The 23,404-nt window shown below is 70.0% G+C and carries 25 protein-coding genes; 11 read left to right on the top strand and 14 right to left on the bottom strand.

What is annotated here, in order from left to right:
* The first annotated feature begins 14 nt into the window (after positions 1 to 14).
* Complete coding sequence (locus tag ACYVIO_RS22305) at positions 15 to 1,214, top strand: glycoside hydrolase family 15 protein (protein ID WP_460652791.1); 1,200 nt, start codon at positions 15 to 17, stop codon at positions 1,212 to 1,214.
* A 70-nt stretch (positions 1,215 to 1,284) separates the two neighbouring features.
* On the opposite strand, the gene ACYVIO_RS22300 is transcribed toward ACYVIO_RS22305, so the two are convergent.
* A complete protein-coding gene (locus ACYVIO_RS22300) occupies positions 1,285 to 2,355 on the bottom strand; it encodes a glycoside hydrolase family 172 protein (protein ID WP_460652790.1) in 1,071 nt (356 codons plus the stop codon).
* 105 nt (positions 2,356 to 2,460) lie between these two features.
* Between ACYVIO_RS22300 and ACYVIO_RS22295 the strand changes: the two genes are divergently transcribed.
* The gene (locus ACYVIO_RS22295; protein WP_460652789.1) at positions 2,461 to 2,955 is read left to right on the top strand and encodes an SRPBCC domain-containing protein; all 495 of its coding nucleotides are present in this window, start codon (positions 2,461 to 2,463) and stop codon (positions 2,953 to 2,955) included.
* Here the strand turns inward: ACYVIO_RS22295 and ACYVIO_RS22290 are convergent, their stop codons facing one another.
* A complete protein-coding gene (locus tag ACYVIO_RS22290; RefSeq protein WP_460652788.1) occupies positions 2,956 to 3,567 on the bottom strand; it encodes a hypothetical protein in 612 nt (203 codons plus the stop codon).
* A 138-nt stretch (positions 3,568 to 3,705) separates the two neighbouring features.
* On the opposite strand from ACYVIO_RS22290, the gene ACYVIO_RS22285 reads away from it, so the two are divergent.
* The gene (locus ACYVIO_RS22285; protein ID WP_460652787.1) at positions 3,706 to 6,822 is read left to right on the top strand and encodes a DPP IV N-terminal domain-containing protein; all 3,117 of its coding nucleotides are present in this window, start codon (positions 3,706 to 3,708) and stop codon (positions 6,820 to 6,822) included.
* 57 nt (positions 6,823 to 6,879) lie between these two features.
* Here ACYVIO_RS22285 and ACYVIO_RS22280 read toward each other — a convergent pair whose 3' ends face one another.
* Positions 6,880 to 7,857, bottom strand: a complete 978-nt coding sequence (locus tag ACYVIO_RS22280) for a ribose-phosphate diphosphokinase (RefSeq protein WP_460652786.1) — start codon at positions 7,855 to 7,857, stop codon at positions 6,880 to 6,882.
* A 123-nt stretch (positions 7,858 to 7,980) separates the two neighbouring features.
* Here ACYVIO_RS22280 and ACYVIO_RS22275 point away from each other — a divergent pair, with 123 nt between their 5' ends.
* The 3 genes from ACYVIO_RS22275 to ACYVIO_RS22265 all read left to right on the top strand — a co-directional run bounded on the left by ACYVIO_RS22275 (position 7,981) and on the right by ACYVIO_RS22265 (position 10,046).
* The gene (locus ACYVIO_RS22275) at positions 7,981 to 8,718 is read left to right on the top strand and encodes an SDR family NAD(P)-dependent oxidoreductase (RefSeq protein ID WP_460652785.1); all 738 of its coding nucleotides are present in this window, start codon (positions 7,981 to 7,983) and stop codon (positions 8,716 to 8,718) included.
* A gap of 90 nt (positions 8,719 to 8,808) precedes the next feature.
* Complete coding sequence (locus tag ACYVIO_RS22270; RefSeq protein WP_460652784.1) at positions 8,809 to 9,393, top strand: RNA polymerase sigma factor; 585 nt, start codon at positions 8,809 to 8,811, stop codon at positions 9,391 to 9,393.
* A complete protein-coding gene (locus ACYVIO_RS22265) occupies positions 9,390 to 10,046 on the top strand; it encodes a hypothetical protein (RefSeq protein WP_460652783.1) in 657 nt (218 codons plus the stop codon). Before ACYVIO_RS22270 ends, ACYVIO_RS22265 begins: the two co-directional genes overlap by 4 nt.
* Position 10,047: 1 nt before the next feature.
* Here the strand turns inward: ACYVIO_RS22265 and ACYVIO_RS22260 are convergent, their stop codons facing one another.
* From ACYVIO_RS22260 to ACYVIO_RS22245, 4 genes are read right to left on the bottom strand one after another with little or no spacing between them, the layout of a single operon-like run.
* Entirely contained in the window at positions 10,048 to 11,070 is a 1,023-nt protein-coding gene (locus tag ACYVIO_RS22260; protein WP_460652782.1) for a threonine aldolase family protein, read from the bottom strand.
* Positions 11,071 to 11,116: 46 nt separating this feature from the next.
* The gene (locus ACYVIO_RS22255; protein ID WP_460652781.1) at positions 11,117 to 12,490 is read right to left on the bottom strand and encodes a class II 3-deoxy-7-phosphoheptulonate synthase; all 1,374 of its coding nucleotides are present in this window, start codon (positions 12,488 to 12,490) and stop codon (positions 11,117 to 11,119) included.
* A 43-nt stretch (positions 12,491 to 12,533) separates the two neighbouring features.
* A complete protein-coding gene (locus ACYVIO_RS22250; protein WP_460652780.1) occupies positions 12,534 to 12,926 on the bottom strand; it encodes a DUF2237 family protein in 393 nt (130 codons plus the stop codon).
* A 36-nt stretch (positions 12,927 to 12,962) separates the two neighbouring features.
* Positions 12,963 to 13,724, bottom strand: coding sequence for a lysophospholipid acyltransferase family protein (locus ACYVIO_RS22245; RefSeq protein WP_460653558.1), 762 nt, complete (start codon positions 13,722 to 13,724; stop codon positions 12,963 to 12,965).
* Positions 13,725 to 14,000: 276 nt separating this feature from the next.
* Between ACYVIO_RS22245 and ACYVIO_RS22240 the strand changes: the two genes are divergently transcribed.
* From ACYVIO_RS22240 to ACYVIO_RS22230, 3 genes are all read left to right on the top strand, one after another.
* Entirely contained in the window at positions 14,001 to 14,765 is a 765-nt protein-coding gene (locus ACYVIO_RS22240) for an alpha/beta hydrolase (RefSeq protein ID WP_460652779.1), read from the top strand.
* Positions 14,758 to 15,693, top strand: a complete 936-nt coding sequence (locus tag ACYVIO_RS22235; protein WP_460652778.1) for a hypothetical protein — start codon at positions 14,758 to 14,760, stop codon at positions 15,691 to 15,693. The genes ACYVIO_RS22240 and ACYVIO_RS22235 overlap by 8 nt, the downstream gene beginning before the upstream one ends.
* A 185-nt stretch (positions 15,694 to 15,878) precedes the next feature.
* The gene (locus ACYVIO_RS22230; protein WP_460652777.1) at positions 15,879 to 17,108 is read left to right on the top strand and encodes an ornithine cyclodeaminase, nickel-pincer nucleotide-dependent; all 1,230 of its coding nucleotides are present in this window, start codon (positions 15,879 to 15,881) and stop codon (positions 17,106 to 17,108) included.
* Positions 17,109 to 17,114: 6 nt separating this feature from the next.
* Here the strand turns inward: ACYVIO_RS22230 and ACYVIO_RS22225 are convergent, their stop codons facing one another.
* Positions 17,115 to 17,711: a hypothetical protein gene (locus tag ACYVIO_RS22225; protein ID WP_460652776.1), complete on the bottom strand. Its 597-nt coding sequence runs from the start codon at positions 17,709 to 17,711 to the stop codon at positions 17,115 to 17,117.
* A gap of 88 nt (positions 17,712 to 17,799) precedes the next feature.
* Between ACYVIO_RS22225 and ACYVIO_RS22220 the strand changes: the two genes are divergently transcribed.
* The gene (locus ACYVIO_RS22220; protein WP_460652775.1) at positions 17,800 to 18,210 is read left to right on the top strand and encodes a YybH family protein; all 411 of its coding nucleotides are present in this window, start codon (positions 17,800 to 17,802) and stop codon (positions 18,208 to 18,210) included.
* An 89-nt stretch (positions 18,211 to 18,299) separates the two neighbouring features.
* A complete protein-coding gene (locus ACYVIO_RS22215; RefSeq protein WP_460652774.1) occupies positions 18,300 to 19,049 on the top strand; it encodes an enoyl-CoA hydratase-related protein in 750 nt (249 codons plus the stop codon).
* Between the two features lie 21 nt (positions 19,050 to 19,070).
* Here the strand turns inward: ACYVIO_RS22215 and ACYVIO_RS22210 are convergent, their stop codons facing one another.
* The 6 genes from ACYVIO_RS22210 to ACYVIO_RS22185 all read right to left on the bottom strand — a co-directional run bounded on the left by ACYVIO_RS22210 (position 19,071) and on the right by ACYVIO_RS22185 (position 23,319).
* On the bottom strand, positions 19,071 to 19,826 hold the full coding sequence (locus ACYVIO_RS22210) for an SDR family oxidoreductase (protein WP_460652773.1): 756 nt from the start codon (positions 19,824 to 19,826) through the stop codon (positions 19,071 to 19,073).
* A 40-nt stretch (positions 19,827 to 19,866) separates the two neighbouring features.
* Positions 19,867 to 20,574 (bottom strand): endonuclease/exonuclease/phosphatase family protein, encoded by a 708-nt coding sequence (locus ACYVIO_RS22205; protein ID WP_460652772.1) that lies wholly within the window; start codon positions 20,572 to 20,574, stop codon positions 19,867 to 19,869.
* 100 nt (positions 20,575 to 20,674) lie between these two features.
* Complete coding sequence (locus tag ACYVIO_RS22200) at positions 20,675 to 21,844, bottom strand: ROK family glucokinase (RefSeq protein WP_460652771.1); 1,170 nt, start codon at positions 21,842 to 21,844, stop codon at positions 20,675 to 20,677.
* A 163-nt stretch (positions 21,845 to 22,007) separates the two neighbouring features.
* A complete protein-coding gene (locus ACYVIO_RS22195) occupies positions 22,008 to 22,967 on the bottom strand; it encodes an ROK family glucokinase (RefSeq protein WP_460652770.1) in 960 nt (319 codons plus the stop codon).
* A complete protein-coding gene (locus tag ACYVIO_RS22190) occupies positions 22,958 to 23,188 on the bottom strand; it encodes a hypothetical protein (RefSeq protein WP_460652769.1) in 231 nt (76 codons plus the stop codon). The genes ACYVIO_RS22195 and ACYVIO_RS22190 overlap by 10 nt, the downstream gene beginning before the upstream one ends.
* Positions 23,185 to 23,319: a hypothetical protein gene (locus tag ACYVIO_RS22185; protein WP_460652768.1), complete on the bottom strand. Its 135-nt coding sequence runs from the start codon at positions 23,317 to 23,319 to the stop codon at positions 23,185 to 23,187. Before ACYVIO_RS22185 ends, ACYVIO_RS22190 begins: the two co-directional genes overlap by 4 nt.
* Positions 23,320 to 23,404: the final 85 nt, after the last annotated feature.

The following is a 23,404-nucleotide window of genomic DNA, read 5'->3' as shown; positions in this document are numbered from 1 at the left end:
GGAGGAGGCTGGTGATGCGGGACAACAGCGCGCGACGCGTCCGGTGGTTTCCGGCCGCCGTCATCGGCGTACTGCTCGCGATCCTTGCCTCCGCCACCATTTCGAACCTGGACCGCAATCCCCAGCCGCAACTCGTGGCCGACGGAGTCCCCGGACGTCCGTTGCCCCCAGCCACTGATGGGACGCCGTACGCCGACCTCGTCCGGCACGCACTCGCCGATCTCGATGCTCTGACCCTCCCGAACGGCGCAACCCTGGCCGGCAACGACGGCCCCTGGCGCTTCGTCTGGCCGCGAGACGCGTCGTTCGTCGCCGCGGCACGCTGCTCACTCGGCCAGTACGACGAAGCCGCCCGCATCCTCGCCTTCCTCGACCGGGTGCGTCCGAAGGCCGGCCGGTGGGAAGCGCGCTACTTCGCGGAGACCGGCGGCGTACCGGCCGACGGACGGGAACCCCAGCTGGACGGGTCCGGATGGGTGCTGTGGGCAACGTGGTTCTGCGACCGCGACCTCACGCAGTACTGGCCGATGGTGAAGGAGTCCGCCGACCAGATCGTCGCCGAGCTCGGCCCCGACGGCCTCCCGGCTGCGTCACCCGACTACTGGGAACGCGAGGAGTCCGAAGTCACCCTCGGCACGGTCGCACCCCTGCTCACCGGGCTGCGCGCAGGCCTCGCGATCGCTCGCAAGCTCAACCAGACCGCGGATGCCGAGCGCTGGCAGACCGCCTTCGATCGGTTGTCCAAGGCAACAACTCGACATTTCGGCCCGGACTACCCAAGGACCCCGGCCCGCGCCGTCGGCACTTGGGAAGGCATGACGACCGGCATCGGCGGCGGCGCGGACGCGATCATCACGATCCTCGGTCCGCCCTTCGCTCCCCCCGACGCCGAACTCGACCAGGCGATCGACCGGACGCGGAAGGTCCTCACCCAGCCCAACGGCGGCGTCACTCCCGGCGAGCAGTGGCGCGCCGACGGCGTCGCCTGGACTCCGCAGACCGCGCTCTTCGCACTCAGCGCCGGCTCCCGCGGCGACCGGACGACGGCCGACGAACTGCTGACCTGGCTCGACACCCACCGCACTCAGAGCGGAGCCCTGCCGGAAAAGGTCAACCGCGACCTCCACCCGGCAGGCGAAGCTCCCCTCGGCTGGACCTCAGCCGTCGTCGTCCTCGCGGTCGCCGCCCTGGACCGCCCCCTCACCCACCCCTGAAGAGCAACTCTGTGCACGGCCCAGTCGCGATCGAGGCGAATTCATGGCTGAGCCGTGCCCAAAGATCGCTTCAGCAGATCTCCATCACGTCGTGGGTCGGCGCTTCCGGCCGGGCGGTGCTGGTCTTCGTCGAGTAGAAGAACGCGGTCGACGCGATGTCGTCCTGCAGCGGCAGGTACCGTCCGCCCGAGCGCCAGCCGAGCGCCTGGACGTCGACGCGCAGCGACTCGCGGAAGCGGATCGGGTCGGGCAGGTGGAAGCGGTACATCCCGAACCGCATCTGGCTCGCGTACTGCCCGTCGGGCCGGATCACCTGCGGCATCCCCAGGTACGGCGTACTGAACTCGGCGTACCCACCGCGGTCAGGCCCGAGGTCGAAGTTCCAGGCACCGCCGAAGTAGTCCTCGGTCCCGGTGCCGCAGATGGTCGGCCACTCCTCGCCGTCCAGGTAGAACTTGACCTCGCCCTCACCCCACCATCCCGAACTGTTCACACCCCAGGCGACATACGTCCCGACGTAGTGGCCCGGTCCTTCGACACCATCGAGCAACGTGTGCACGGTCTTCGAAGGCAGCGGGTTGCTGCGGCGCCACTGCGTGTGCAGGTACGCCGAGCCGTCCGCGACCTGGCCGAGCCAGTAGTCGATCTGGAAGTAGACGACGACCTTCTCGTCCGAGGTGTTCTCGATCGTCAGGCGCGCCTGCTCGCGAAACGGCATCTCCCAGTAGCAGTTGAAGCCGCCGTTCGGGTTCACCGCGACCGGCAGCGAGTTCACCTGCGCGAATCGTCCCCAGCCGGAGCAGAAGAAGTCGCCGACCGGCGCCTCGATCGCGGGAGCGTCGTCGCCGTCCCAGTACGAGCGCAGCACGAGTCGCCGCCAGTTGTCGCTGTGGGTGGTGAGCCAGATGTGCGTGATGCACCCACTGCCGGCGATGTCGGCGAGCGTCGCGGTCTCCCCCGGGCCGATCTCGATCGACGGCGAGACCTTCCAGCCCTGCCCGAGGTCGCGGGCCGCGTTGGCGCCCGTCCCCTCGGTCCGGCGACCGCCCTGACCGGGTTCACCGGTCGGGTTCTCCGCACTGATCGAGCGGCTCTGGACGTCCGCGACGGCACTGATTCCGGCCAGGTTCCCAAGAGTCATGCCCGCGAGCCTAGGGTTCTCGACGCCCGTTGGGGAGACGTGGAAATCGATTTCTCACTCAGTGGACAGCTTGCTCTTACATGCTCGGCTGGTTATATTCCAGAGATGGCATCCGAGCGCGGGACCGTGCACGCGACCGACGACGGGCGGGTGGCGATCCGCTTCGTCAGGCTGTTCGAGCACCCGCCGGAGAAGGTCTGGCGAGCGCTCACCGACCCGGAGCAGCTGGCCGCGTGGTTCCCCGCGGTGGTGGATCTGGCCGCCGAGGGCGAGCTGTTCTTCGGGGTGACCGAGCGGCAGCGAGCGACGTACGGCATGGAAGACGATCCCGAGCGCAAGCCGAACGGGCGGATGCTGCGGCACGAGCCGCCGTCGGTGCTCGAGTACGAGTGGCTGGACGAGATCCTGACCTGGGAGCTCACCGGCACGGCCGAGGGCTGCCGGCTGGTCTTCACCAATGTGCTGAGCGACCGCGAGGCGGCTGGGCCTGCGGCGGCCGGTTGGGAAGCGGGGCTCGAGGTGGTTGCCGCTCAGCTCGACGGCGTACCGATCACGTGGGATCCGTTCGCGCGGGCCGACGAGCTGGCGAGCGAGTACTGATCAGCAGGCGCGGACCTTCGCGGTCAGCCCGTTCTCGAAGCTGAGGCAGGCCCACGGGCGGCCTTGGTCCTTGTGCTCGCGGATGATCAGCGGGTACGCCGTGGCGCCGCGCGCTTCCGGAGCCTTGTCGGTGACGAGTGCGCCGATCGCGCCACCGCGGGCCTCGGCGGCGCGCTTGACGTCCTCGACGGTGACGACGCTCTGCGCGCTCTTCTGCGCCGCCGCCTTGGCGTCGTCCGCGACCCACAGGGCGAAGTCGACCTCGGGCGGGGTCGACCACGTCGTCGAGGTGACCGGGAAGACGAAGCCGAACATCAGCAGCCCGACCACGGCGATGATCCGCCGTGCCCGGCGGCCGTTCTCCATCGCCAGGACTCCCGCGCAGCCGAGCGCGAGCAGCAGCGTGATCCCCCGCGTCACCCAGTGCCGGTCGAGCCGGCTGTCGACGGCCAGCGCCGCGCCCAACGCGACCACCACACAGGCAGTGGCGGCGAGTGTGCCGCGGAGCCGGGGCGGCACCACCAGGCCGCCGCCGGTCGCCGCCGCGCCGGCCGGACCTTCGCCGGATCCAGGGGTCGCGGCGGGAGGCGTCGGATCGTCGGGGGAACTCATGCCGCAGACGATAGAGCCCGTCCGTTCGTCGCAACGAATCACCCGTTCGTCGCGGGAAACGTCGTACAGGCTCAACTGATGTAGACACTCCTGGCAGATTCGGCTCCGTCCCACCGCCCTCAGGGATTGGATCCACCCGTGAACCCCGAAGAAACCCCTGCCTGGAGCATCTCCCGCCGTCGCGCCCTGCAACTCACCGGCGGCGTGGCCGCGGCCGGCTCGCTCCCGATCGCCGAAGCCGCCGCCTCGCCGGACGCCGGCCCTGCGCTTGCAGACCCCACCGGCAGCAACCAGGCCACGCTGACCGAGGGCACGAACTTCATGGTCGCTGCCTCCCCGGACGGACGCCGCCTGGCGTTCGACCTGGTCACCGCGATCTGGGTGACCCCGTCCGGCGGCGGCCGCGCGACCCGCCTCACCGACGACCTGCAGGACGCCACCCGGCCGCGCTGGTCACCGGACGGGAAGCAGCTCGTCTTCCAGTCCTACCGCGACGGCAACTTCCATTTGTGGACAATCCGACCAGACGGCCACGGACTCCGCCAGCTCACCAGCGGCCGGTACGACCATCGCGAGCCGCACTTCACCCCGGACGGCCGCGCGCTCGTGTTCTCCTCCGATCGCGGCGGCAGCGGCACGTACGGCATCCACCGGCTCGACCTGAGCACCGGCGCGATCGTCGCGCTCACCGACGACCCGACCGAGGAGGCCGAACCGGCCGTCTCCGCCGACGGCCGCAAGCTCGCCTTCACCACCGACACGACCGCGGTCGTCGAACTCGACCTGACCACCGGCGTACGGCGTACCGTCGTCGCCGCGAAGACCGGCATTACGGTGTTCGGTCCGTCGTACTCGCCGAGCGGTCAGATTGCCTACGTTCGGCTCAGCGGCCCGACCTGCGACCTGATGATCGGCGACGCGGCGGTGACCAGCGGGAAGGACGTCTTCGCCGTACCGCCGTCGTGGGCGGGCGACGACCTCTTCTACACGGCCGACGGTCTGGTGATGAAGCACTCCGGCGGCTCGTCCATGGCGGTACCGTTCACGGCGATCGTGCCGGTGACCTCGAAGCGACCCCGTCCGAAGCGCCCGGACATCGAGTCGACGAAACCCCAAGCAGTGAAGGGAATCGCGAGCCCGACCGTCTCCCCCGACGGCCGGTGGCTCAGCTTCCGCGCGCTGAACGCGCTCTGGCTGGCCCGGACCGACGGCAGCGGCAGTCCGCGCAAGATCGTTGCCGACGGCTACTTCAATTCCGATCCCGACTTCTCCCCCGACGGTCGCAAGTTGCTCTACGCAAGCGACCGCGACGGTACGGCGGACCTCTGGCTGCACGACCTTGCCCAAGGCACCGACATCAAGCTGTCGTCGTTGCCCGGGGCCCAGACCGCGCCACGGTTCTCCCCGGACGGCAAGCAGATCGCCTACCAGGACCAGGACGGCATCGCCTGGGTCCTCGACCTCGCCTCGCAGCAGGTCCGCCAGCTGACGCCGACGCTGTTCCAGCCCGGCCGAGTCAGCTGGTCGGCCGACGGGCGGACGATCGTGCTCGCCGCGGTCAAGCCGTTCTCGAAGCGGTTCCGCGAAGGCACGAGCCAACTCCTGTACGTCGACGTCGCAACGACTTCCTTCGAGTACGTCGAACCGATGCCGTTCCGCTCGCTCGCGACCCGCGGCGATGACGGCCCGGCCTTCTCCCCCGACGGGCGTCGGCTCGCCTTCGTCGTGGAAAGCCTGCTGTACGTCGTACCGGTCGATCGCCGCGGCCGCTTCACCGGTAAGCCGCGGGCGGTGACCAGCGAGGTCACGGACTCGCCGGCGTGGGTCGACAATCGGACATTGGTCTATCTGAACAACGGGCGGTTGCGTCGTACGGATGTCGACGGTTCGCGACCGCGGACGATCCGGCTCGACCTGACCTGGCAGCGGGCGAAGGTGAACCAGCACGTCACCATCCACGCGGGTGCACTGTGGGACGGCCGCGCGCAGGAGCTGCGTTCGAATGTCGATGTGGTGCTCGACGGGTCGAAGATCGCCGCCGTCCGGCCGCACCGGGGAAGTGCGGACATCGACGCGTCCGGGCTGACGGTGATGCCTGGGCTGATCGACGCGCACAACCACTGGCACCTGCGCGGGCGGGCGTGGGGCGCGCGGCAGGGCAATCTCTGGCTGTCGTACGGGATCACGAGTACGCGCTCTCCCGGTGATCCCGTGTACCAGATGCAGGAGACGCGGGAAGCGCTCTCGCACGGATCGCTGACCGGTCCGCGGTACTTCGCGACCGGTGAGGCGATCGACGGGTCGCGGGTCTACTACAACTTCATGCGCCCGACGTTGTCGCTGAAGCAGCTCGGGCTCGAGCTCGACCGGGTCGCGGGTGTCGGCTACGACATGGTGAAGACGTACGTACGGCTGCCGATCGAGTACCAGCGGCGGGCGATTGCGGCCGTGCACCAGCTCGGGTTGCAGCTGTCGTCGCATTACCTCTACCCCGCCCAGCACCTGGGCATGGACGGGATGGAACACACTGGCGCGACGAACCGGCTCGGTTACTCGCACACCGTCAGCCGCCTCGGTCGCGCGTACGCCGACGTGGTCACGCTGTTCACGCGGGCCGGGCTGTCGGTCACGCCGACGCTGTTCAACTCGACGATGGCGCATGTCGACGATCCGTCGCTGCTCACGGACCGCCGGACGACGACGCTCTATCCAGCATGGGAGTACGCCGCTCTGCAGGCCGAGGTGAACACCGCGGCAGGCCCGGCGGGCGTCACCACGCGCGAACTGTTGCGCGGCAACGTCGACATGGTGCTGCGGATCCATCGCGGCGGCGGGCTGGTGATCGCCGGCACGGACGCGCCGCTGGACAACGTCGCGGTGTCGCTGCACGCGAACCTGCGCTCGATGGTCGCGGGCGGCTTCACGCCGTACGAGGCTCTGACGACGGCGACCCGGAATCCTGCGCGCTGGCTGAACCTGGAGGACAAGCTGGCCGTCGTACAGGCAGGTGCGCAGGCGGATCTGTCGTTCGTCCGGGGGAATCCGCTGGCAGACATTCGACACGCGGCCGACGTCCAGCAGGTGATGGTCGCCGGAAAGCTGCACACCGTCGACGACCTGCTGGAGCCGTTCGCGACAACGGCTCGAGTGAGCGCTGGGCCGCAGCCGCTGCGGCGGGATCAGGCGCACTCGCACGACAGCGAGTACTGGTGGCACGAGCCGGAGTGGCTGCACCGGGTGTGCTGTGAGGGCTGAGACGGGCAGCCGGGCTCGCCGGGAACGGGCGGGCCGGACTGGGGTAGAGCTGGCTGGCTAGAACGGGAGCTTCGGCTGCGGCGGTCCGTGGGTCGGGTCGACGCCGTCGAACAGGCTGCTGACCGATTCGCCGTCGTGGATCCGCTGGATCGCGGCGGCGAACAGCTTGGAGACCGAGCTGACCTGCAGCTCCGGGAAACCGTCCGGACGCGGAACAGTGTCGGTGCTGATCACCTCGGTGATCGACGGGTGCGAGCGCAGGCGCTCGACCGCCTTGCCGGCGAACAGGCCGTGCGTGCAGGCGACCGCGGCCTGCGTGCAGCCGAGATCCTTCAGCCGGTCCAGCAGCTCGATGATCGACCCGCCGGTGGCGATCTCGTCGTCCAGCACGATCGCCTTCTTGCCCGCCACGTCGCCGACGATCGCGTCGATCACGACCCGGTCGTCGGCCAACCGCTGCTTGCTACCCGCCGCGACCGGCAGCCCGAGCAGGCGGGCGAACTGGGTCGCGGTCTTGGCGTTGCCGAGGTCCGGGCTGACGACGACCGTGTTGGTCAGGTCTGTGTCGCGGAAGTGGTCGGCCAGTACGCCGATCGCGGTCAGGTGGTCGACCGGGACCGAGAAGAACCCGTGCACCTGCGGCGCGTGCAGCGCCATCGTCAACACCCGGTCCGCACCGGCCGCGACCAGCAGGTCGGCCACCAGGCGGCCCCCGATCGAGATCCGGGACGCGTCCTTCTTGTCCGACCGCGCGTACGCGTAGTGCGGCATTACGGCCGTGATCTGCGCCGCCGAGGCACCGCGGGCGGCGTCGATCATCAGCAGCAGCTCCATCAGGTGCTCCTGGGTCGGCGGCACCAGCGGCTGGACAATGTAGACGTCGCGCTGGCGGCAGTTCACCTGCAACTGGACCTGCAGGCAGTCATTGCTGAAGCGGTGGATCTCGACCGGCGAGAGCTCGACGCCGAGATCGGCGCAGATCTGCTCGGCAAGGCCGGAATGAGCACTACCGCTGAACACGACGATCTCTCGCACGGCTCTCCCCGAACGCTGTGACTCGACGTTGCACCACCCTACCTTGAGGGGTTTCTTGACTAATCAGTCCAGAACGAGCTACGTTTTAGACTACTTAGTCAAATAACCCTCTGGGGAGTTGTTGTGAACGGGAAACTTGCAGGTCGGACGGCAGTTGTCACCGGTGCGAGCCGAGGCATCGGGTACGCGATCGCGCGCCGTTTTGTTGCCGAGGGCGCCAATGTGGTGATCACTGGCCGAGACAAGGCGGCGCTGGACACCGCCGTCGCCGAGCTCGGTTCAGCGGTGGTCGGGATCCCGGCGGACTCGACCGACATCGCGGAACTGGACGCCGTGTTCGAGGCCGTCCGGGAGCGGCACGGCAGCATCGACGTACTGGTGGTGAACCCCGGCGCGGGCACGCTCGCGCCGATCGGCGAGATCACCGAGGCGGAGGTGGACCTGGTTTTCGGAACCAACGTGAAGGGCCCGATCTTCACCGTGCAGAAGGCACTGCCGCTGCTGAGCGAGCACGCCTCGGTGATCCTCATCGGGTCGACCGCCTCGATCCGGATGGCGCCCGGCCAGAGCGTGTACGGCGCGTCGAAGGCCGCCCTCCGCGCCCTGGCCCGCGGCTGGGTGGTCGACCTCGCCGGCCGAGGCATCCGCGTCAACGTCCTCAGCCCCGGGGCGACGAGGACCCCTGGCCTGAGCGAGTACATCGGCGCCGACGTCGTCGAGCAGATGGGCCCGGACTTCCCCCGCGGCCGCATCGGCGAACCGGACGAGATCGCCGCCGTCGCTGCGTTCCTGGCGTCGGACGACGCCAGCTTCGTCACCGCCACGGAGTACTTCGTCGACGGCGGCGCGGCGCAGATCTGACTCGGCCCGTCCGGCCGCGCAGATCGGAGGTGGACCCGTGGCGGCCGATCGTGGGGTGTAAGCGAACGGGCGGTGCGGAGATATGAGGGTGTGAAGCAGATCAGCCGTGGGGAGCAGCGGGCGTTCGAGGAGTTGTACCGGGCGCACTACGTGACGGTGCTGGCGTACGCCGTACGCCGGACTGCCGGCGTGGAGGCGGCGCGGGACGTGGCCTCGGAGGTGTTCGAGGTCGCGTGGCGGCGGCGGGACGAGATTCCGGAGCGGTACGAGCTGCCGTGGCTGTACCGGGTCGCGGCGCACCGGCTGGGTCATCGGTACCGCAGCGACCGGCGGGAGTCTCAGGCGCTGCAACGGCTGGCGACCGAGGCCTCGACCGACGCTGTGACGCCTGGGACAGCGGAACAGGTCGAGTCGGCGCAGGCGCTGGCCGACGTCACCGCGGCGCTGGGCCGACTCAGTGTGCGGGACCAGCAGGTCTTGCTGCTCAACGCCTGGGAAGGGTTGTCCGGCAGTGAACTCGCCGTCGCCCTCGGCTGCTCCACCACCGCGGCCGGAGTCCGGCTGCATCGCGCCCGGCGGCGGTTGAAGGCCGCCACCGGGATCCAGCGCGAACCCTCGTCCCCGCCGGCGCCTGCCGTCGACGGGACCGTTCAGACCACAGGAGACCGACCATGAACCGCACCGCGAGACTGGACACCCTCCGCGCCTACGACCCCGCGGCCCAAGCGCCACTCACCCTCGACGCCCGCGCCGAAGCCGACCTGCGGCGCATCGTCGGCACCCACGACGAGCTGCCCTCCACCGTACGACGACCGCGGCGTCGCCTGACCGCAGGCGGCCCGCTGCCGCGACGACGCCTCGCCGTCGCCCTCACGGCAGGCGGCGCCTTGGTCGCCGCGGTAGCCGTCGCCGTACCGATGATCGGCGGCGAGCAGACCACCTCACCGGCGTACGCCGTGACCGACGCCGGCGACGGCACGATCTCGGTGACCGTCTACCGGATGGAAGACCCCGAAGGACTCGAACGGCGACTCGCCCAAGCCGGGCTGCGGGCCGAGATCGTGTACTTCGCGCCCGGGCTGCGCTGTGAACGTACCCCGCGCGGTGTCGGGTTTCCGGGCCAGTGGAGCACGACGGACAACTGGGACGGCCGGCAGTCGCCCGGGCAGACCTGGACGCTCAAGCCGGCCGACTTCAAGGACGCCACCTTCGTACTGGAAGCGACCGACAACCGGCTTCCTGCCCAAGGAGACTGGGTCACCGGAACGAAGATGGGCTTCCTGACGACCGGAACCTTCGGGCCCTGTGTGCTGAAGCCGGTGCGTTAGCTCATCCCAGCAGGCGCGCTATCGTCTCCGCGGCCTGCCGGCAGTCGTCGGCGGAGGCGTCGAGGTGCGTGACCAAACGGAGCTGGGTCGCGCCGACTCCGCCGACGAGGACGCAGGCTTCCTTCGCTCCTGCGACCACCTCCGCGACCGTGCGACCAGTGGCAGCCAGGTCGGCGACGACGATGTTGGTCTCGACCTGATCCGGCTTGACCGAGCCCGGCGCAGCGTCGGCGAGGATCTCGGCGATGTGCCGGGCGTTGGCGTGGTCCTCGGCGAGGCGTTCGACGTTGTGCTCGACGGCGTACAGACCAGCCGCCGCGAGCACACCCGCCTGACGCCACCCGGCGCCGAGCCGCTTGCGCCAGACGCGCGCCTCACGGATCAGCTCGGCCGAGCCGGCCACCACCGATCCGACCGGAGCACCAAGACCCTTCGACAAACAGACGCTGACCGCCGCAGCGCGCGACCCGTACGCCGCCATCGGCACACCCGTCGCCACCGAGGCGTTCCACAGGCGAGCGCCGTCCAGGTGCAACGGCAGCTGAGCCTCGTCGAGCAGATCCGCGAGAGCGTCGTACGAGTGCTGGATCGAACCGCCGCCGAAGTTGTGCGTGTTCTCGACCGACACGGCCGCGGTCTGCACGAAGTACGGCCCGAGATCCGGCGCGATCAGCTCACGGATCTGGCCGAGATCGATCTGCCCGTCCGGCGTGCTCCACGTCCGCGTGGTCACCCCGCTGACCGCCGCGTGCGCACCGAGCTCGGCACGCGCGATGTGCGCCCGCGCCTCACACAGCACCTCGGACCCCGGCGGGACGAGCGCGCGCACACCGAGGATGTTCGCCAGCGACCCGGTGACGACGAACAGCGCCGCCTCGTGCCCGAGCAACCCCGCGACCCGCTCCTCGAGCGCGATGATCGTCGGGTCCTCGCCGTACACGTCGTCCCCGACCGGCGCACTCGTCATCGCCGCCAACATCCCGGCGGACGGCCGCGTCACAGTGTCAGACCGAAGATCAATCACAACAAACCTCCCCGTACGACGCGCCCACGCGCTTCGATCACACCACTCACGACTGGGCGCCGCGGAGGCGTTCCGCTACCAGGAACGCCAGCTCCAGCGACTGGTGGCGGTTCAGCCGGGGATCGCACGCCGTCTCGTAGCGGTTGACCAGGTCCTCGGCGACGAGCTCCTCGCCGCCGCCCAGGCACTCGGTGACGTCGTCGCCGGTGAGTTCGACGTGGAGGCCGCCGGGCCAGGTGCCGACCTGTTCGTGGGCGTCGAAGAAGCCTTGGACCTCGTTGACCACGTCGTCGAAGTTGCGGGTCTTGTAGCCGTTCGGGGTCTCGTACGTGTTGCCGTGCATCGGGTCGCAGACCCAGGCGATCGGCGAGCCGTGGTCGCGGACGGCCTCGAGCAGCGGCGGCAGCGCGTCGCGGATCTTGCCGGCGCCCATCCGGGTGATGAACGTGAGCCGGCCCTCGATCCCCTTCGGGTTCAGCTTGTCGATCAGCGCGCGGATGTACTCCGGCGTCGTCGTCGGGCCGATCTTCACGCCGAGCGGGTTCGACAGCGAGGCCAGGAACTCCACGTGCGCGCCGTCCAGCTGGCGCGTCCGCTCGCCGACCCAGAGCAGGTGCCCGGAGACGTCGTACGGCTGCGAGGTGCGCGAGTCGATCCGGGTCAGCGCGTGCTCGTACTCGAGGATCAGCGCTTCGTGCGACGCGTAGAAGTCGACGGTCTTGAACTCGTCCGCCGTCGCGCCGCAGGCGCGCATGAACGCGAGCGCGCGCTCGATCTCCGAGGCCAGCTGCTCGTAGCGACGCCCGACCGGCGAGGACCGGACGAAGTCGGTGTTCCAGGCGTGCACCTGGTGCAGGTCGGCGTACCCACCGGTCGTGAACGCGCGGGTCAGGTTCAGCGTCGCGGCGGCAGCGTTGTAGACCTCGCGCAGGCGCTGCGGGTTCGGGATGCGGGACTCCGACGTGAAGTCGATGCCGTTCACCGCGTCACCCCGGTACGACGGCAGCGTGACGCCGTCGCGGGTCTCGTCGCCGGAGCTGCGCGGCTTGGCGTACTGGCCGGCGATCCGGCCGACCTTCACCACCGGCACGCTCGCGGCGTACTGGAGCACGACGGACATCTGCAGCAGCACCCGGAGCTTGGCCCGGATGTTCTCCGCGGTGACGCCGTCGAACGTCTCGGCGCAGTCGCCGCCCTGGAGCAGGAACGCCTCGCCCCGCGCGACCGCCCCGACCTTGTCGGTCAGATCGTCGCACTCACCGGCGAAGACCAGCGGCGGCAGCTTGCGCAGCTGGCCGATCACCTGCTCCAGCGCCACCTGGTCCGGCCACTCGGGCTGCTGGAGCGGCTTGAGTCCCCGCAGCTCGTCCAGGCTGGGGACACCCGGCACCACGCCCTCGTTCAACGTCGCGAATTGCATACGCCAACCATATTCGAGGCCCTCGAACCGCTGCGCAGCCGTCTCACTCCAGCGAGCTGAGGTCAGGTGGTACGTCGACCGCGTGCTCCCGCAGTACGGCGAGCGGAATGGTGTCCAGCGCCCGCCGATGCGTAGCAGCCAGTACGACGGGAGCCGCGACTCCCGCGTGGTACGCCTGCAGCCACCGCGCGGCGACCACGCACCACCGGTCCCCCGGCTTCAGCCCGGCGAACCCGTACTCCGGCCGCGGCGTGCTCAGGTCGTTGCCGACCGCCGCCTGGTGGCCGAGGAACTCCGTCGTCATCACCGCGCAGACCGTGTGGCTGCCCAGGTCCTCGGGCCCGGTGCTGCAACAGCCGTCGCGAAAGAACCCCGTCACCGGGTCCAGCCCGCACTCCTCCAGCTCACCACCGAGCACGTTCCGGTCAGTCTCCACGCCGGACATCCTCGCTCAGGTCGTGCCGGTTGCCGCTCAGGAGGCCTTGGTGTCGTCCAGGCGCGGCTTGAGGTGGTCGTCGATCTTCTCGCCGGCCTTGAGCAGTTCCTTGGCCTTCTCGGCGTACATGTCGACGTACTCCTGGCCGGACAGCTCCATCATCGCGTACATGATCTCGTCGGTGACCGAGCGCAGCACGAACCGGTCGCGCTCCATCCCCTCGTACCGGGAGAAGTCGAGCGGCTTGCCGATCGCGACGCCGGGGCGGACCAGCCGCGGGAAGCGGCGGCCGGGCTCCTTGACGAACCACTTCGGCATCATGGTGCCGGGCGGGTTGACCTTCTCGGTGTCGATCATCGCGACCGGGATGACCGGTACGCCGGCCACGATCGCCATTCGGGCGACGCCGGTCTTGCCCTTGTACAGGCGGCCGTCGGGCGAGCGCGTGCCCTCGGGGTAGATCCCGAACAGCTCGCCCTTGCCGAGGATCTCCAGGCCGGTGTTCAGCGCGGCCAGCGAGGCTCGCCCGCCGGAACGGTCGATCGGGATCTGGCCGATCGAACGGAAGAACGTCGCGACCAGCTTGCCCTTCAGACCCGGGCCGGTGAAGTACTCCGACTTGGCCGGGAAGACGATCTGGCGCGGTACGGCGACCGGCAGGAAGATCGAGTCCGAGAACGCCAGGTGGTTGCTGACCAGCAGCGCCGGACCGGTCTCCGGAATGTTGTCCAGGCCAGTCACCTTGGGCCGGAACAGCAACCTCGCGAGCGGTGCGACGAGGAACCGCCGGATGAACATGTACAGCACGTGCCACCTCCACCACTCGGTCAGCTCCAGTGTCCCGCATCGGCAGGCACAAAGCACCCCGCCGGGGAGGACCTTACGTTCCAGCTTCCTCCTCAAGCAATGTCACCGCCAGGGAATCAGGGGTTGCGCTCCGTGTTGGTCTGTGGTTGCACACTGTGTGGTGTGGTCGATCACGTCACCGAACCGACACCCTGGCCGGGGTGGGCGACGGGCCCGGCGGCTGCGACCATTACGACTCAGGCCACACGCGAACTTCTAGGAGCACCTGTGCCCGTGCAAGCCCACGCGGAGGAGTTCCGCAGTCCCGGCTCCGGCCCGAACGCCGCGACCGGGATCCTGCTCAGTCACGGCTTCACGGGGTCCCCGAAGTCCATGCGCCCCTTCGCGGAGCACCTGGCCGCCGAGGGGTTCGGCGTCGCCGTACCGCGGCTGCCCGGGCACGGCACGCACTGGCGCGAGGCGAACACCACGACCTGGCAGGACTGGTACGCCGTGCTCGACAACGAGTTCGAGCGGCTGCGCAAGGAGCACGAGCGGGTCTTCCTGGTCGGGCTGTCGATGGGCGGCTGTCTCGTCCTGCGGCTGGCCGAGCAGCACGGCGCGGACGTTGCGGGGCTGGTCCTGGTGAACCCGTCCGTGCAGACCGACGACAAGCGACTGGCCGTGCTGCCGGTGCTGCAGCGGCTCCTCCCGTCGTTCCCGGGGATCTCGAACGACATCAAGAAGCCGGGCGTCGACGAGGGCGCGTACGACCGGATGCCGCTGCGCGCGCTGCACTCGCTGTCGCAGCTGTGGAAGGTCACGCGCGAAGATTTGGCGAAGGTGACGCAGCCGGTGCTGCTGTTCCGCAGTACTGTCGATCACGTCGTCGAACCGAGCTCCGGGCGGACGGTCCTGTCCCGGATCTCGTCGCGCGACGTGACCGAGACCCTGCTCGAGGACAGTTACCACGTGGCCACTTTGGACAACGACGCACCACGCATCTTCGCCGACGCGACCGCCTTCGTCCGCCGGATCGGCACCGATGCGTGACAACGGCCTGACCGCCGCGACCTACACGTCGCTGGGCGGCATCGACCCCCTGGTCACCACGGCGGTCCTGAAAGCCCTCGCCGACGCCGGCATCGCGGCGTACTGCTCCCCGCCCGCGGTGACGCCGGACGCACCCGACGCGCCGGCTGCCGGCGAGGCGACGACGCCGAAGGCGAGTGCGCCGGGCGACGAGGATGCGCCCTCCTCCCCCGCTTCCGCGCAGGCGGACAACGGCGCAGCCGAGGCTGCCGCGGCGGAGGCCGGCGGGGCCAAGGCGCGCGCGACCACCGAAGCTGCTCCGGCGAACGCTCCTGACGAGGCGACGACGCCGAAGGCGAGTCCGCCGGACCCGGGCGAGGACACCCCCTCCGCCCCAGCGCCCGCCAAGGCTCAAGTACCAGCCGGGTTCGAGGAGATCTTTGTCGACTCCGATGCCGCCGACAAGGCGCGTGGGGTGATCGACCGCAGCACCGAGGACGCCGAGTGGGCCTCGCTCGTCGAGCAGTTCAACGCGCCGTCGGCGCCAGGGCACGACGTCACGCCGGTCCCCCGCTGGCCCGCCAGCGAGGACGTCGACGAGAACTCCTACGAGCCGCTCATCGACGTACCGGCCGGCCTGATCGTCGGCGACACCGACGAAGAGCCGCCGAAGGAACCACCTCCGCGCCGCACCGACGACCCGCACGACCACTTCATCCCGCCGGAGCCCACCCGCGGCCCCCGGCTGGACTGGATCACCCGCGCCGCCTGGCTCGGCCTGATCGGCGGTCCGCTGCTGCTCATCCTCGCCGCGGTCCTCGACTTCGGCACCGGCCGGATCACCCTGCTCGGCGTCGTCGGCTTCATGGCCGGATTCCTCACCCTGGTGATCCGGATGAACGACCGCCTCCCACCCGAGGACACCCCCGACGACGGCGCCGTCGTCTGACCCGTCAACACCCCGTACGCCGTACCGCCGACTCCGGCCGTACGGCGTACTGTCGTGCTCGCCACGACCCGTACCAGACCCTCGACTGGTCTGACCGCTGGACAGGACATCCGCGGGAAACACCGACCAGCTAGAGTGCGGGATCGTCGGACAATCCGACATCCCGCTGACGGAGGAGGCATCCCGTGCAGGTCACCGAGACGGTCGAGATCACCGGCCACCTGATGGACTCCGGGCTGTTGTCCCGGGTCCTCGACGACATCCGCGGCTACGGCGGCGAGTACACGCTGGACAAGTTCGATCTCGGCTACGACAAGGACGACCCGTCGACGGTCCGGATGACGGTCGGCGCCGAGGACGAGGAGTCCCTGCAGCGGCTGCTGATGCGGATCCAGACCAAGGGCGCGAACCTGGTCAACCCCGGCACCGCCGAGATCACCGAGGTCGACCAGGACGGCGTCTTCCCCGACGGGTTCTACTCGACCACCAACCTGCCGACCAGCGTCCGTCTCGACGGTCACTGGATCCAGGTCACCAACCCGGAGATGGACTGCGGCCTGCTGGTCGAGAACGGCGGCGTCCGGACCATCCCGATGTCCGAGGTCAAGGCCGGGATGCGGGTCGTGACGAGCGCGCAGGGCGTCAAGGTCGCGCCGCCGATCGTCGCCAGCACCGAGGAGGCGTTCGGCTTCATGGAGTCCGACGTCTCCAGCGAGAAGCCGCAGCGGGTCCTGGTCAAGCAGGTCGCCGACGGCATGCGCGAGGCGAAGGCGAACGGCCAGAAGGTGCTCTGGGTCGGCGGCCCCGGCATCGTGCACACCGGCGCGGCCCCGGCCATGGTCGCGATCGTCGAGGCCGGGTACGTCGACGTCCTGTTCGCCGGCAACGCGCTGGCCACCCACGACATCGAGTCCTCGCTGTACGGGACGTCGCTCGGTGTCGACCTGGCCCGCGGCCGCGGCGTCGAGCACGGCCACGAGCACCACATCCGCGCGATCAACACGATCCGCAAGTCCGGCTCGATCGCGGCCGCCGTCGAGCAGGGCGTCCTCACCTCCGGCGTGATGCACGCGATGGTGAAGAAGGGCGGCACGTACGTGCTCGTCGGGTCGGTCCGCGACGACGGCCCGCTGCCCGACGTGTACACCGACGTACTGGCCGGGCAGCGCGCGATGCGGGCCGAGCTGGACGGCGTCGGGTACTGCCTGATGGCCGCGACCATGCTCCACTCGGTTGCGACCGGCAACATCCTGCCGGCCGCGATCCCGCTCACCTGCGTGGACATCAACCCGGCGACCGTGACCAAGCTCGCCGACCGTGGATCGTCGCAGGCGCGAGGGATCGTCACCGACGTCGGCCTGTTCATCGAGCACCTGGCGCGCGAGTTGTCGCCGACCTACGCCGACGTCAAGTAGGGCGGGTCACCAACTGCGGTCCGGGCGGAGCGGGGGCGTGGCGGGTCCGCTCCGCTCGCCCGGGCTCCGCGCCGGGTCCACGCGGGACACGCTCGATTTGTCCCCGGCGCGGGTCTGCGCGGGATCCGGCCAACTGATGCCTGCGGCCGGCTGTGCGGTGCCGGCTCCCGCCTCGCGCGCGTCCACCTCGCGGGACCTGTCCGTACCGGCTTCCGCACCACGCTCGACGGTCTGCTTCAGGGCGCTGGCGAAGTCGACGACCGCGCTGACCTCGTCCTCGACGTGGAGCCGTGCCATGGTCTGCGCGCCCCGGTCCGGCGAGTCGTACCGCTGCACCACCGCTTCGCTGTAGGTCTTGTCGGGGACGATGTACGGAGTCTCCCGGTCGGGGGTCACCAGCAGGTTGTCGGCCGGGTTCCGGGACTTCTGACCGACGGCGTGCAGCCAGCCGTCGTCGTACTTCTTGGACTCGTAGAACGACCCGGAGCCGTTCTGGCACGTGGACTGCACCGCGGCGACGAGTTCCCGGCCGGTGATCGGCCTGCCGAACCTGACCGTCTGCTTGGCGACCGAATCCCTGAGATCCGCCTGGTCGATGTTCATCGTCTCTCCTCTGCGCGGGGCCCCGAGCCCGGCCTATCGTAGGGGCGCGCGAGTCCAGCGCCACCGCTACGAAGCAGGAGTGCAGCTGATGAGTTTCGAGGCGTTCCTGCGCCGGTTCGAGGACGCCAACACCGCCTTCGTCAACGGCGACGTGTCGCTGTGGATGCCGCTGGTGTCGCACAGCGAGCAGACGTCGATCTTCGGCGGCTTCGGCGGCCAGGAGGTCGGCTGGTCGCAGATCGGCCCGCGGTACACGTGGGCCTCGGCGCAGTTCGCGCCGAGCGGCGCGAAGGTCGAGTTCGAGTACCTCGACAAGCACGCCGGCTCCGACACGGCGTACACGGTCGCGATCGAACGCTGCACGGTCCGGTACGTCGACCGGCCGGGTGAGTTCTCCCACGTACTGCGAACGACGATGATCTTCCGCCGCGAGGGCGACAACTGGTTCATCGTCCACCGCCACGGCGACCCACTGAGCCCAACGGCACCGCCCGCCTAGCCCAGCGGGCCATCCGTTCTGTCTGTACGTCGACTAGGTGTGGGGCCGGTTACGGCGTATGGGGTGGTGGGCAGGGCAGGATGGGCCGCATGAGCGAACTGGTGCATCTCGAGGCGGCCGACGGCGTTGCGACGATCACGCTGGACTCGCCGCACAACAAGAACGCGCTGTCGCAGCAGCTGACCGGGGAACTGCTGGAGCGGCTGGAGGCTGCCGGGGCGGACGACGCGGTGCGGGCGATCGTGATCCGGTCGGCGCTGGATGTGTTCTGCTCGGGGGCGGACATGGCTGAGGCGACGACCGTCGGCATGGGCGTCGGCGCACAGCGGATGGTGGATGTGCAGCGGGCGATCGTCGCCAATCCGAAGCCGGTGGTTGCTCGGGTCGCCGGGCCAGTGCGGGCGGGTGGTATCGGGATTGTGGCGGCGGCGGACATCAGCGTGGCGGGGGCTAGTTCGACGTTCGCGTTGACCGAGGTGCGGCTGGGGTTGGCGGCGGCGACGATTTCGTTGACTGTGCTGCCGCGGTTGACCGATCGGGCCGCGTCGTTGACGTTCCTGACCGGTGATGGATTTGACGGAACCGAGGCGGCGCGGCTTGGGCTGGTGTCGCGGGCGGTGCCGGATGAGGAGCTGGACGACGCGGTTGGCGGCGTACTGACGTCCCTGCTGAAGGGCGTGCCGCAGGGGCTTCGGGAGACGAAGAAGCTGCTCACCCGCGAGCTGCTCGCCGATATCGATGCCCGGGGCAAGGATCTCGCCGAGCTGTCGGCGAGTCTGTTCGGGTCCGAGCCGGCCCGCGAGGCGATGCTCGCGTTCCTCAACCGCAAGAAGAAGTAGCCCGCGCCGTTTTGCCTGCTGCTACTGCGATCCGCCGTTGCTGTGCAGGAGTTGCGCGTTCATCCAGCCACCCGCCGGTGAGCACAGGAACGCGACCAGGTCGGCCGTGTCCTTCGGCGTCCCGAGCCGGCCCAGCGGCGTACCAGCGACGAGTTGCTCGCCGAGTTCCGGGCTGATCCAGCCGGTGTCGATCGGGCCGGGGTTGATCACGTTCGCGGTCAGCCCGAGGTGCTTCAGCTCGTCCGCCGCAGCGATGACGATCCGGTCGAGCGCACCCTTGCTCGCGCCGTACGGCAGGTTGTGCGCGGTGTGATCGCTGGTCAGCGCGACGATCCGTCCGGTCCCGTACGGCGCGTCGAACTGCTCGGCGTACGCCTTGATCAGCAGCCAGACCGCCCGCGCGTTCACCGCGAAGTGCCGGTCGAAACTCTCGACGGTCGTGTCGAGGATCCCGCTGTCGACACTCTCGCAGTGCGCCATCACCAGCGCCCGCACCGGCCCGAGCCCGTCCCGCACCTCGCCGATCAGCGCCGCCGGCGCATCGACGTCCTGCAGATCCGCCTCGACCGCGAGCACCCGCGCACCATGCCCTTCCAGTACGTCGGTGAGCTCAGCCCGAGCCTCGACATCAGGCCCCCACGGCATCCGCGCGTCGTACCCGGTCAGGTAGCTGAAGGCAACATCCCACCCACCCGCCGCCAACGCCTCCGCAATCCCCGCACCAATCCCAACCCGGCGCCCAACCCCGGTCACCAGCGCAACAGGTCTGCTCGTCATGCCTTTATCCTGCCGTCCGCTCGGGCTCGGCAGCCACCTGTTATTCGGTCAGCTCGATCAGGAGGGGGAGGTGGTCGGAGCCCTTGGCCAGGTCGTCGGTGGTGATGCCGTCGATCTCCGCGAGGGGGATCAGGCGGCCCTGGAGTTCGGGTGAGAGGAGGGCGCCGTCGATGCGGCGTTCGGGGTTGTCGGAGTGGAAGGTCGGGCCGGCGTCGATGCCGAGGTCGGTGAGGCCTTCGTCGGCGAGGCGTTTCCAGACCGGGCCGTCGGGCTCCTCGTTGAGGTCGCCGACCAGGAGGTACGGGAGGTCGAAGGCGCGGCAGCCCTTGAGGACCTGCTCGATCTCGTGCTCGCGGCCGCGGATGTGCAGGCCGAGGTGGCAGACGACGAGCACCAGTGCTTGCGTGCCCAGGGTGACGCGCCCGCCGACCGCGCCGCCGGGGAGTTGGGTCGCGATCAGGCGGAACCTCCGGCGTACGAACGGCCGCCAGACCCGCCAGTGCAGGGACTCGACCACTTCGGTGCTCCCGGCAACCAAGATCGCGTTGCGCGCCGAGGCCGCGACGTACGTCATCCCGAACGACGCCGCCATCGCCCGCCGCTTGCGCCGCGTCCCCCACCAGGTCGGCGCCTCCTGCACGAGCGCGACATCAGGAGCACAAGCCCGTACGACGCGCGCCAGGGCTTCCCGGTCGTCGCCCCAGCGATGCACGTTGTAGGAGAGGACGCGCAGAGAGGTCCCGCTCATCGCCCGTACCTCGCTCCCCGAGGCGCCGGGGAGTCCTCGCTTCGCCCGACTGCGCCGGATGCGGCCGGTGCTGCTCCGCGAGGCAGCGAGCCAACCAGGCTCATGCCTCGGGATCGCCCTGCAGCTCGGGGGTTTTGTCGAGTTGCAGCTCGCCGGGCTGGAGGTCCGGCTCGGCTGCGGCGGCGCGCATGCCCGTACGGCGGCTTGCCGACTTGCGGGCCGCTCGCTCGAGGCGGGTCGAGCGTCCACCGCGAGCACCGGTCGTCTTCGCCGTCACCGCGGTCGTCTTCACCCGGACCCGGCGCAGCCAGGTCGCTTCCTCGCGCGCGAGGTCAGCCGCACCGACCATCCCGGCCTCAGGACCGAGTACGGCGCGCACGATGCGCGCCTCCGGACGGAACCCACGCCCGGTCAGCGTGCGCTTGAACGCCTCTCGCGCCGGCGCCAGCAGCAACTCGCCCGCGTCCGACACCCCACCACCGATCACGAACGTGCCGGGGTCGAGCGCGGCCGCGAGGTTCGCGAGGCCGATGCCGAGCCAGCGGCCGACGTCCTCGAGCAGCTCGACCGCGACCGGGTCGCCGTCCTTGGCCAGCTCGGTCACCATCGGCCCGTTGATCTTGCGCGGGTCGCCCTCGGCGGCGCGCAGCAGGTTGTGCGCGACCGGCGAACCGGACAACGCCAACTCCCGAGCTTCCCGCGTCAGCGCGTTGCCCGACGCGTACTGCTCCCAGCACCCGCGGTTGCCGCACTCGCACCGATGACCGCCCGGCACCACCTGCATGTGCCCGAACTCACCCGCGATGCCGAACTTCCCCCGCTGCAACGCGCCGTCGTTCAGGATCGCGCCGCCGATGCCGGTCCCGAGCGTCACGCAGACCAGGTGGCTCTCGCCCTGCCCGCCGCCGAACCGCCACTCCGACCAGGCCGCGGCGTTCGCGTCGTTCTCGACCACGACGGGGAGCCCGAGCCGGCGCTCGACCGCGTCGCGCAGCGGTTCGTGCCGCCAGGCCAGATGCGGCGCGAACAGCACCGACGACCGCGTCCCGTCGACGAACCCGGCCGCGCCGATGCCGACCGCGATCACGTCGTGCCGCGACTCCAGGTCCCGGACGATGTCCGCGATCGCGTCCTCGGTCTCGCGCGGGTCCTTGGTCGGGGTGTCACGCCGCAACCGGTCCAGGATGTTGCCCTCGGGATCGACCACCCCGGCGGCCACCTTCGTGCCACCGATGTCGATCCCGATCGTCAGCGCCTGCGTCAGAGCCATCGCACGACCCTCCTCGCCGTACCCCCAACAGCCCCCTGGACCACTTCCAGCCAACCACGCTCGATCAACCGGGCCTCGCCCGCGCCTGCTCCGCGGTCGCTCAGCGCGCGTACGACGAACCCGCCGCGCAGCGCGCCAACCGGCGTACCGGCTACTCCCCGCACTAGCGGGTCTCCACCGGGCGGCGGGCCAGGTCGGCGGCGCCGATGATGCCGGCGTCGTTGCCGAGCTCCGCCATCACGATCGTCGGGTGCGGACGGTTCGCGCGGGCCGGCAGGTTCTTGTCGAACGCGACCTGCGCGGACTTCAGCAGCAGGTCCTTGGCCGCGCTCACGCCGCCGCCGATCACGATCGTGCGCGGGTCGAACAGCGTCGCGAAGCTCGCGAGCCCCTCCCCCAGCCACCGGCCGAGGTCGTCGAGCAGCTCGACCGCGCACGGGTCGCCGCCCGCCGCGGCCTTGGTGATCATCGGCCCGGTCAGCTCGGCCGGGTCGGTGATGCCGATGACGCTCATCATCTGCGCCGCCGCCAGCGAACCGGACTCAGCCTGCGCACGTCCCTCACGCACCAGCGCACGCCCGGACGCGTACTGCTCCAAGCACCCGCGCGCGCCACAACCACACCGATGACCACCCGGTACGACGCGCATGTGGCCGAGCTCGGCCGCGACGCCGTGCGCACCGCGCAGCAGCTCGGTCGCGATCACCACGCCACCGCCGATGCCGGTCCCGACGGTCACGCAGACCATGTGCTCGACATCCTTCGCCGCGCCGAACGCGAACTCGCCCCACGCCGCGGCGTTGGCGTCGTTCTCGACGACGACCGGCACCTTCAGTACGTCGGCCACCCGCTTGCCCAGCGGCTCGTCCCGCCAGGCGAGGTTGGGCGCGAACAGCACGGTCGACCGGTCCGACGACACGAACCCGGCCGCGCCGATGCCGACCGCCTCGACGTCGTGCCCCGCGATCAGTTCCGCGGCCGCGTCGCAGATCGCTTTGGCGGTCTCGTCGACCGAGCCCGCCGGAGTGTCGCGGTGCGCCCGCGCACCGATCGTCCCGTCGCGGCCGACGACGCCCGCCGCGATCTTCGTCCCGCCGACGTCGATGCCGATGGTCAGTCCCATGGTTCGGGGTCCTCACTCACGTCGATCCGGTCCACCCGCGACCGAGCTGGTCTTTCCGTGTCCTGCTCCCCGGCGGTCCGCGACTCTGCGTCCACCTTCGCCTGCCGCGCCGCTTCCGCCGCGGCCTCCACCAAACTCCGCACAGCCCCGAGAACCCCCGCAGCCGCCGTAGACAACTGCTCGATGGTCTCCGGACTGGTCTGCCGAACCTTCCCGATCAACTGACAGACAGGACACCACTGACAGTTGGTGCCGTGCTGGTGATCGTCCGCCCGTCCATCGTGCGCGGCAGGCGGTTCTTCGACAGGTGGTTCTTGTGCAGGAGGTTCTTGTGCAGGTGGTGCTTCAGCACCCCGCGCGTCCGCGGAAGCCTGCTGGAGTACGGCGAACAGCTTGGCGGCCTCCTCGGCGACCGAGCCGACGGGCTCCTTCGGGGG

This window comes from Kribbella endophytica (genome assembly GCF_054781295.1).
This window is presented reverse-complemented; position numbering and strand designations above follow the sequence as displayed.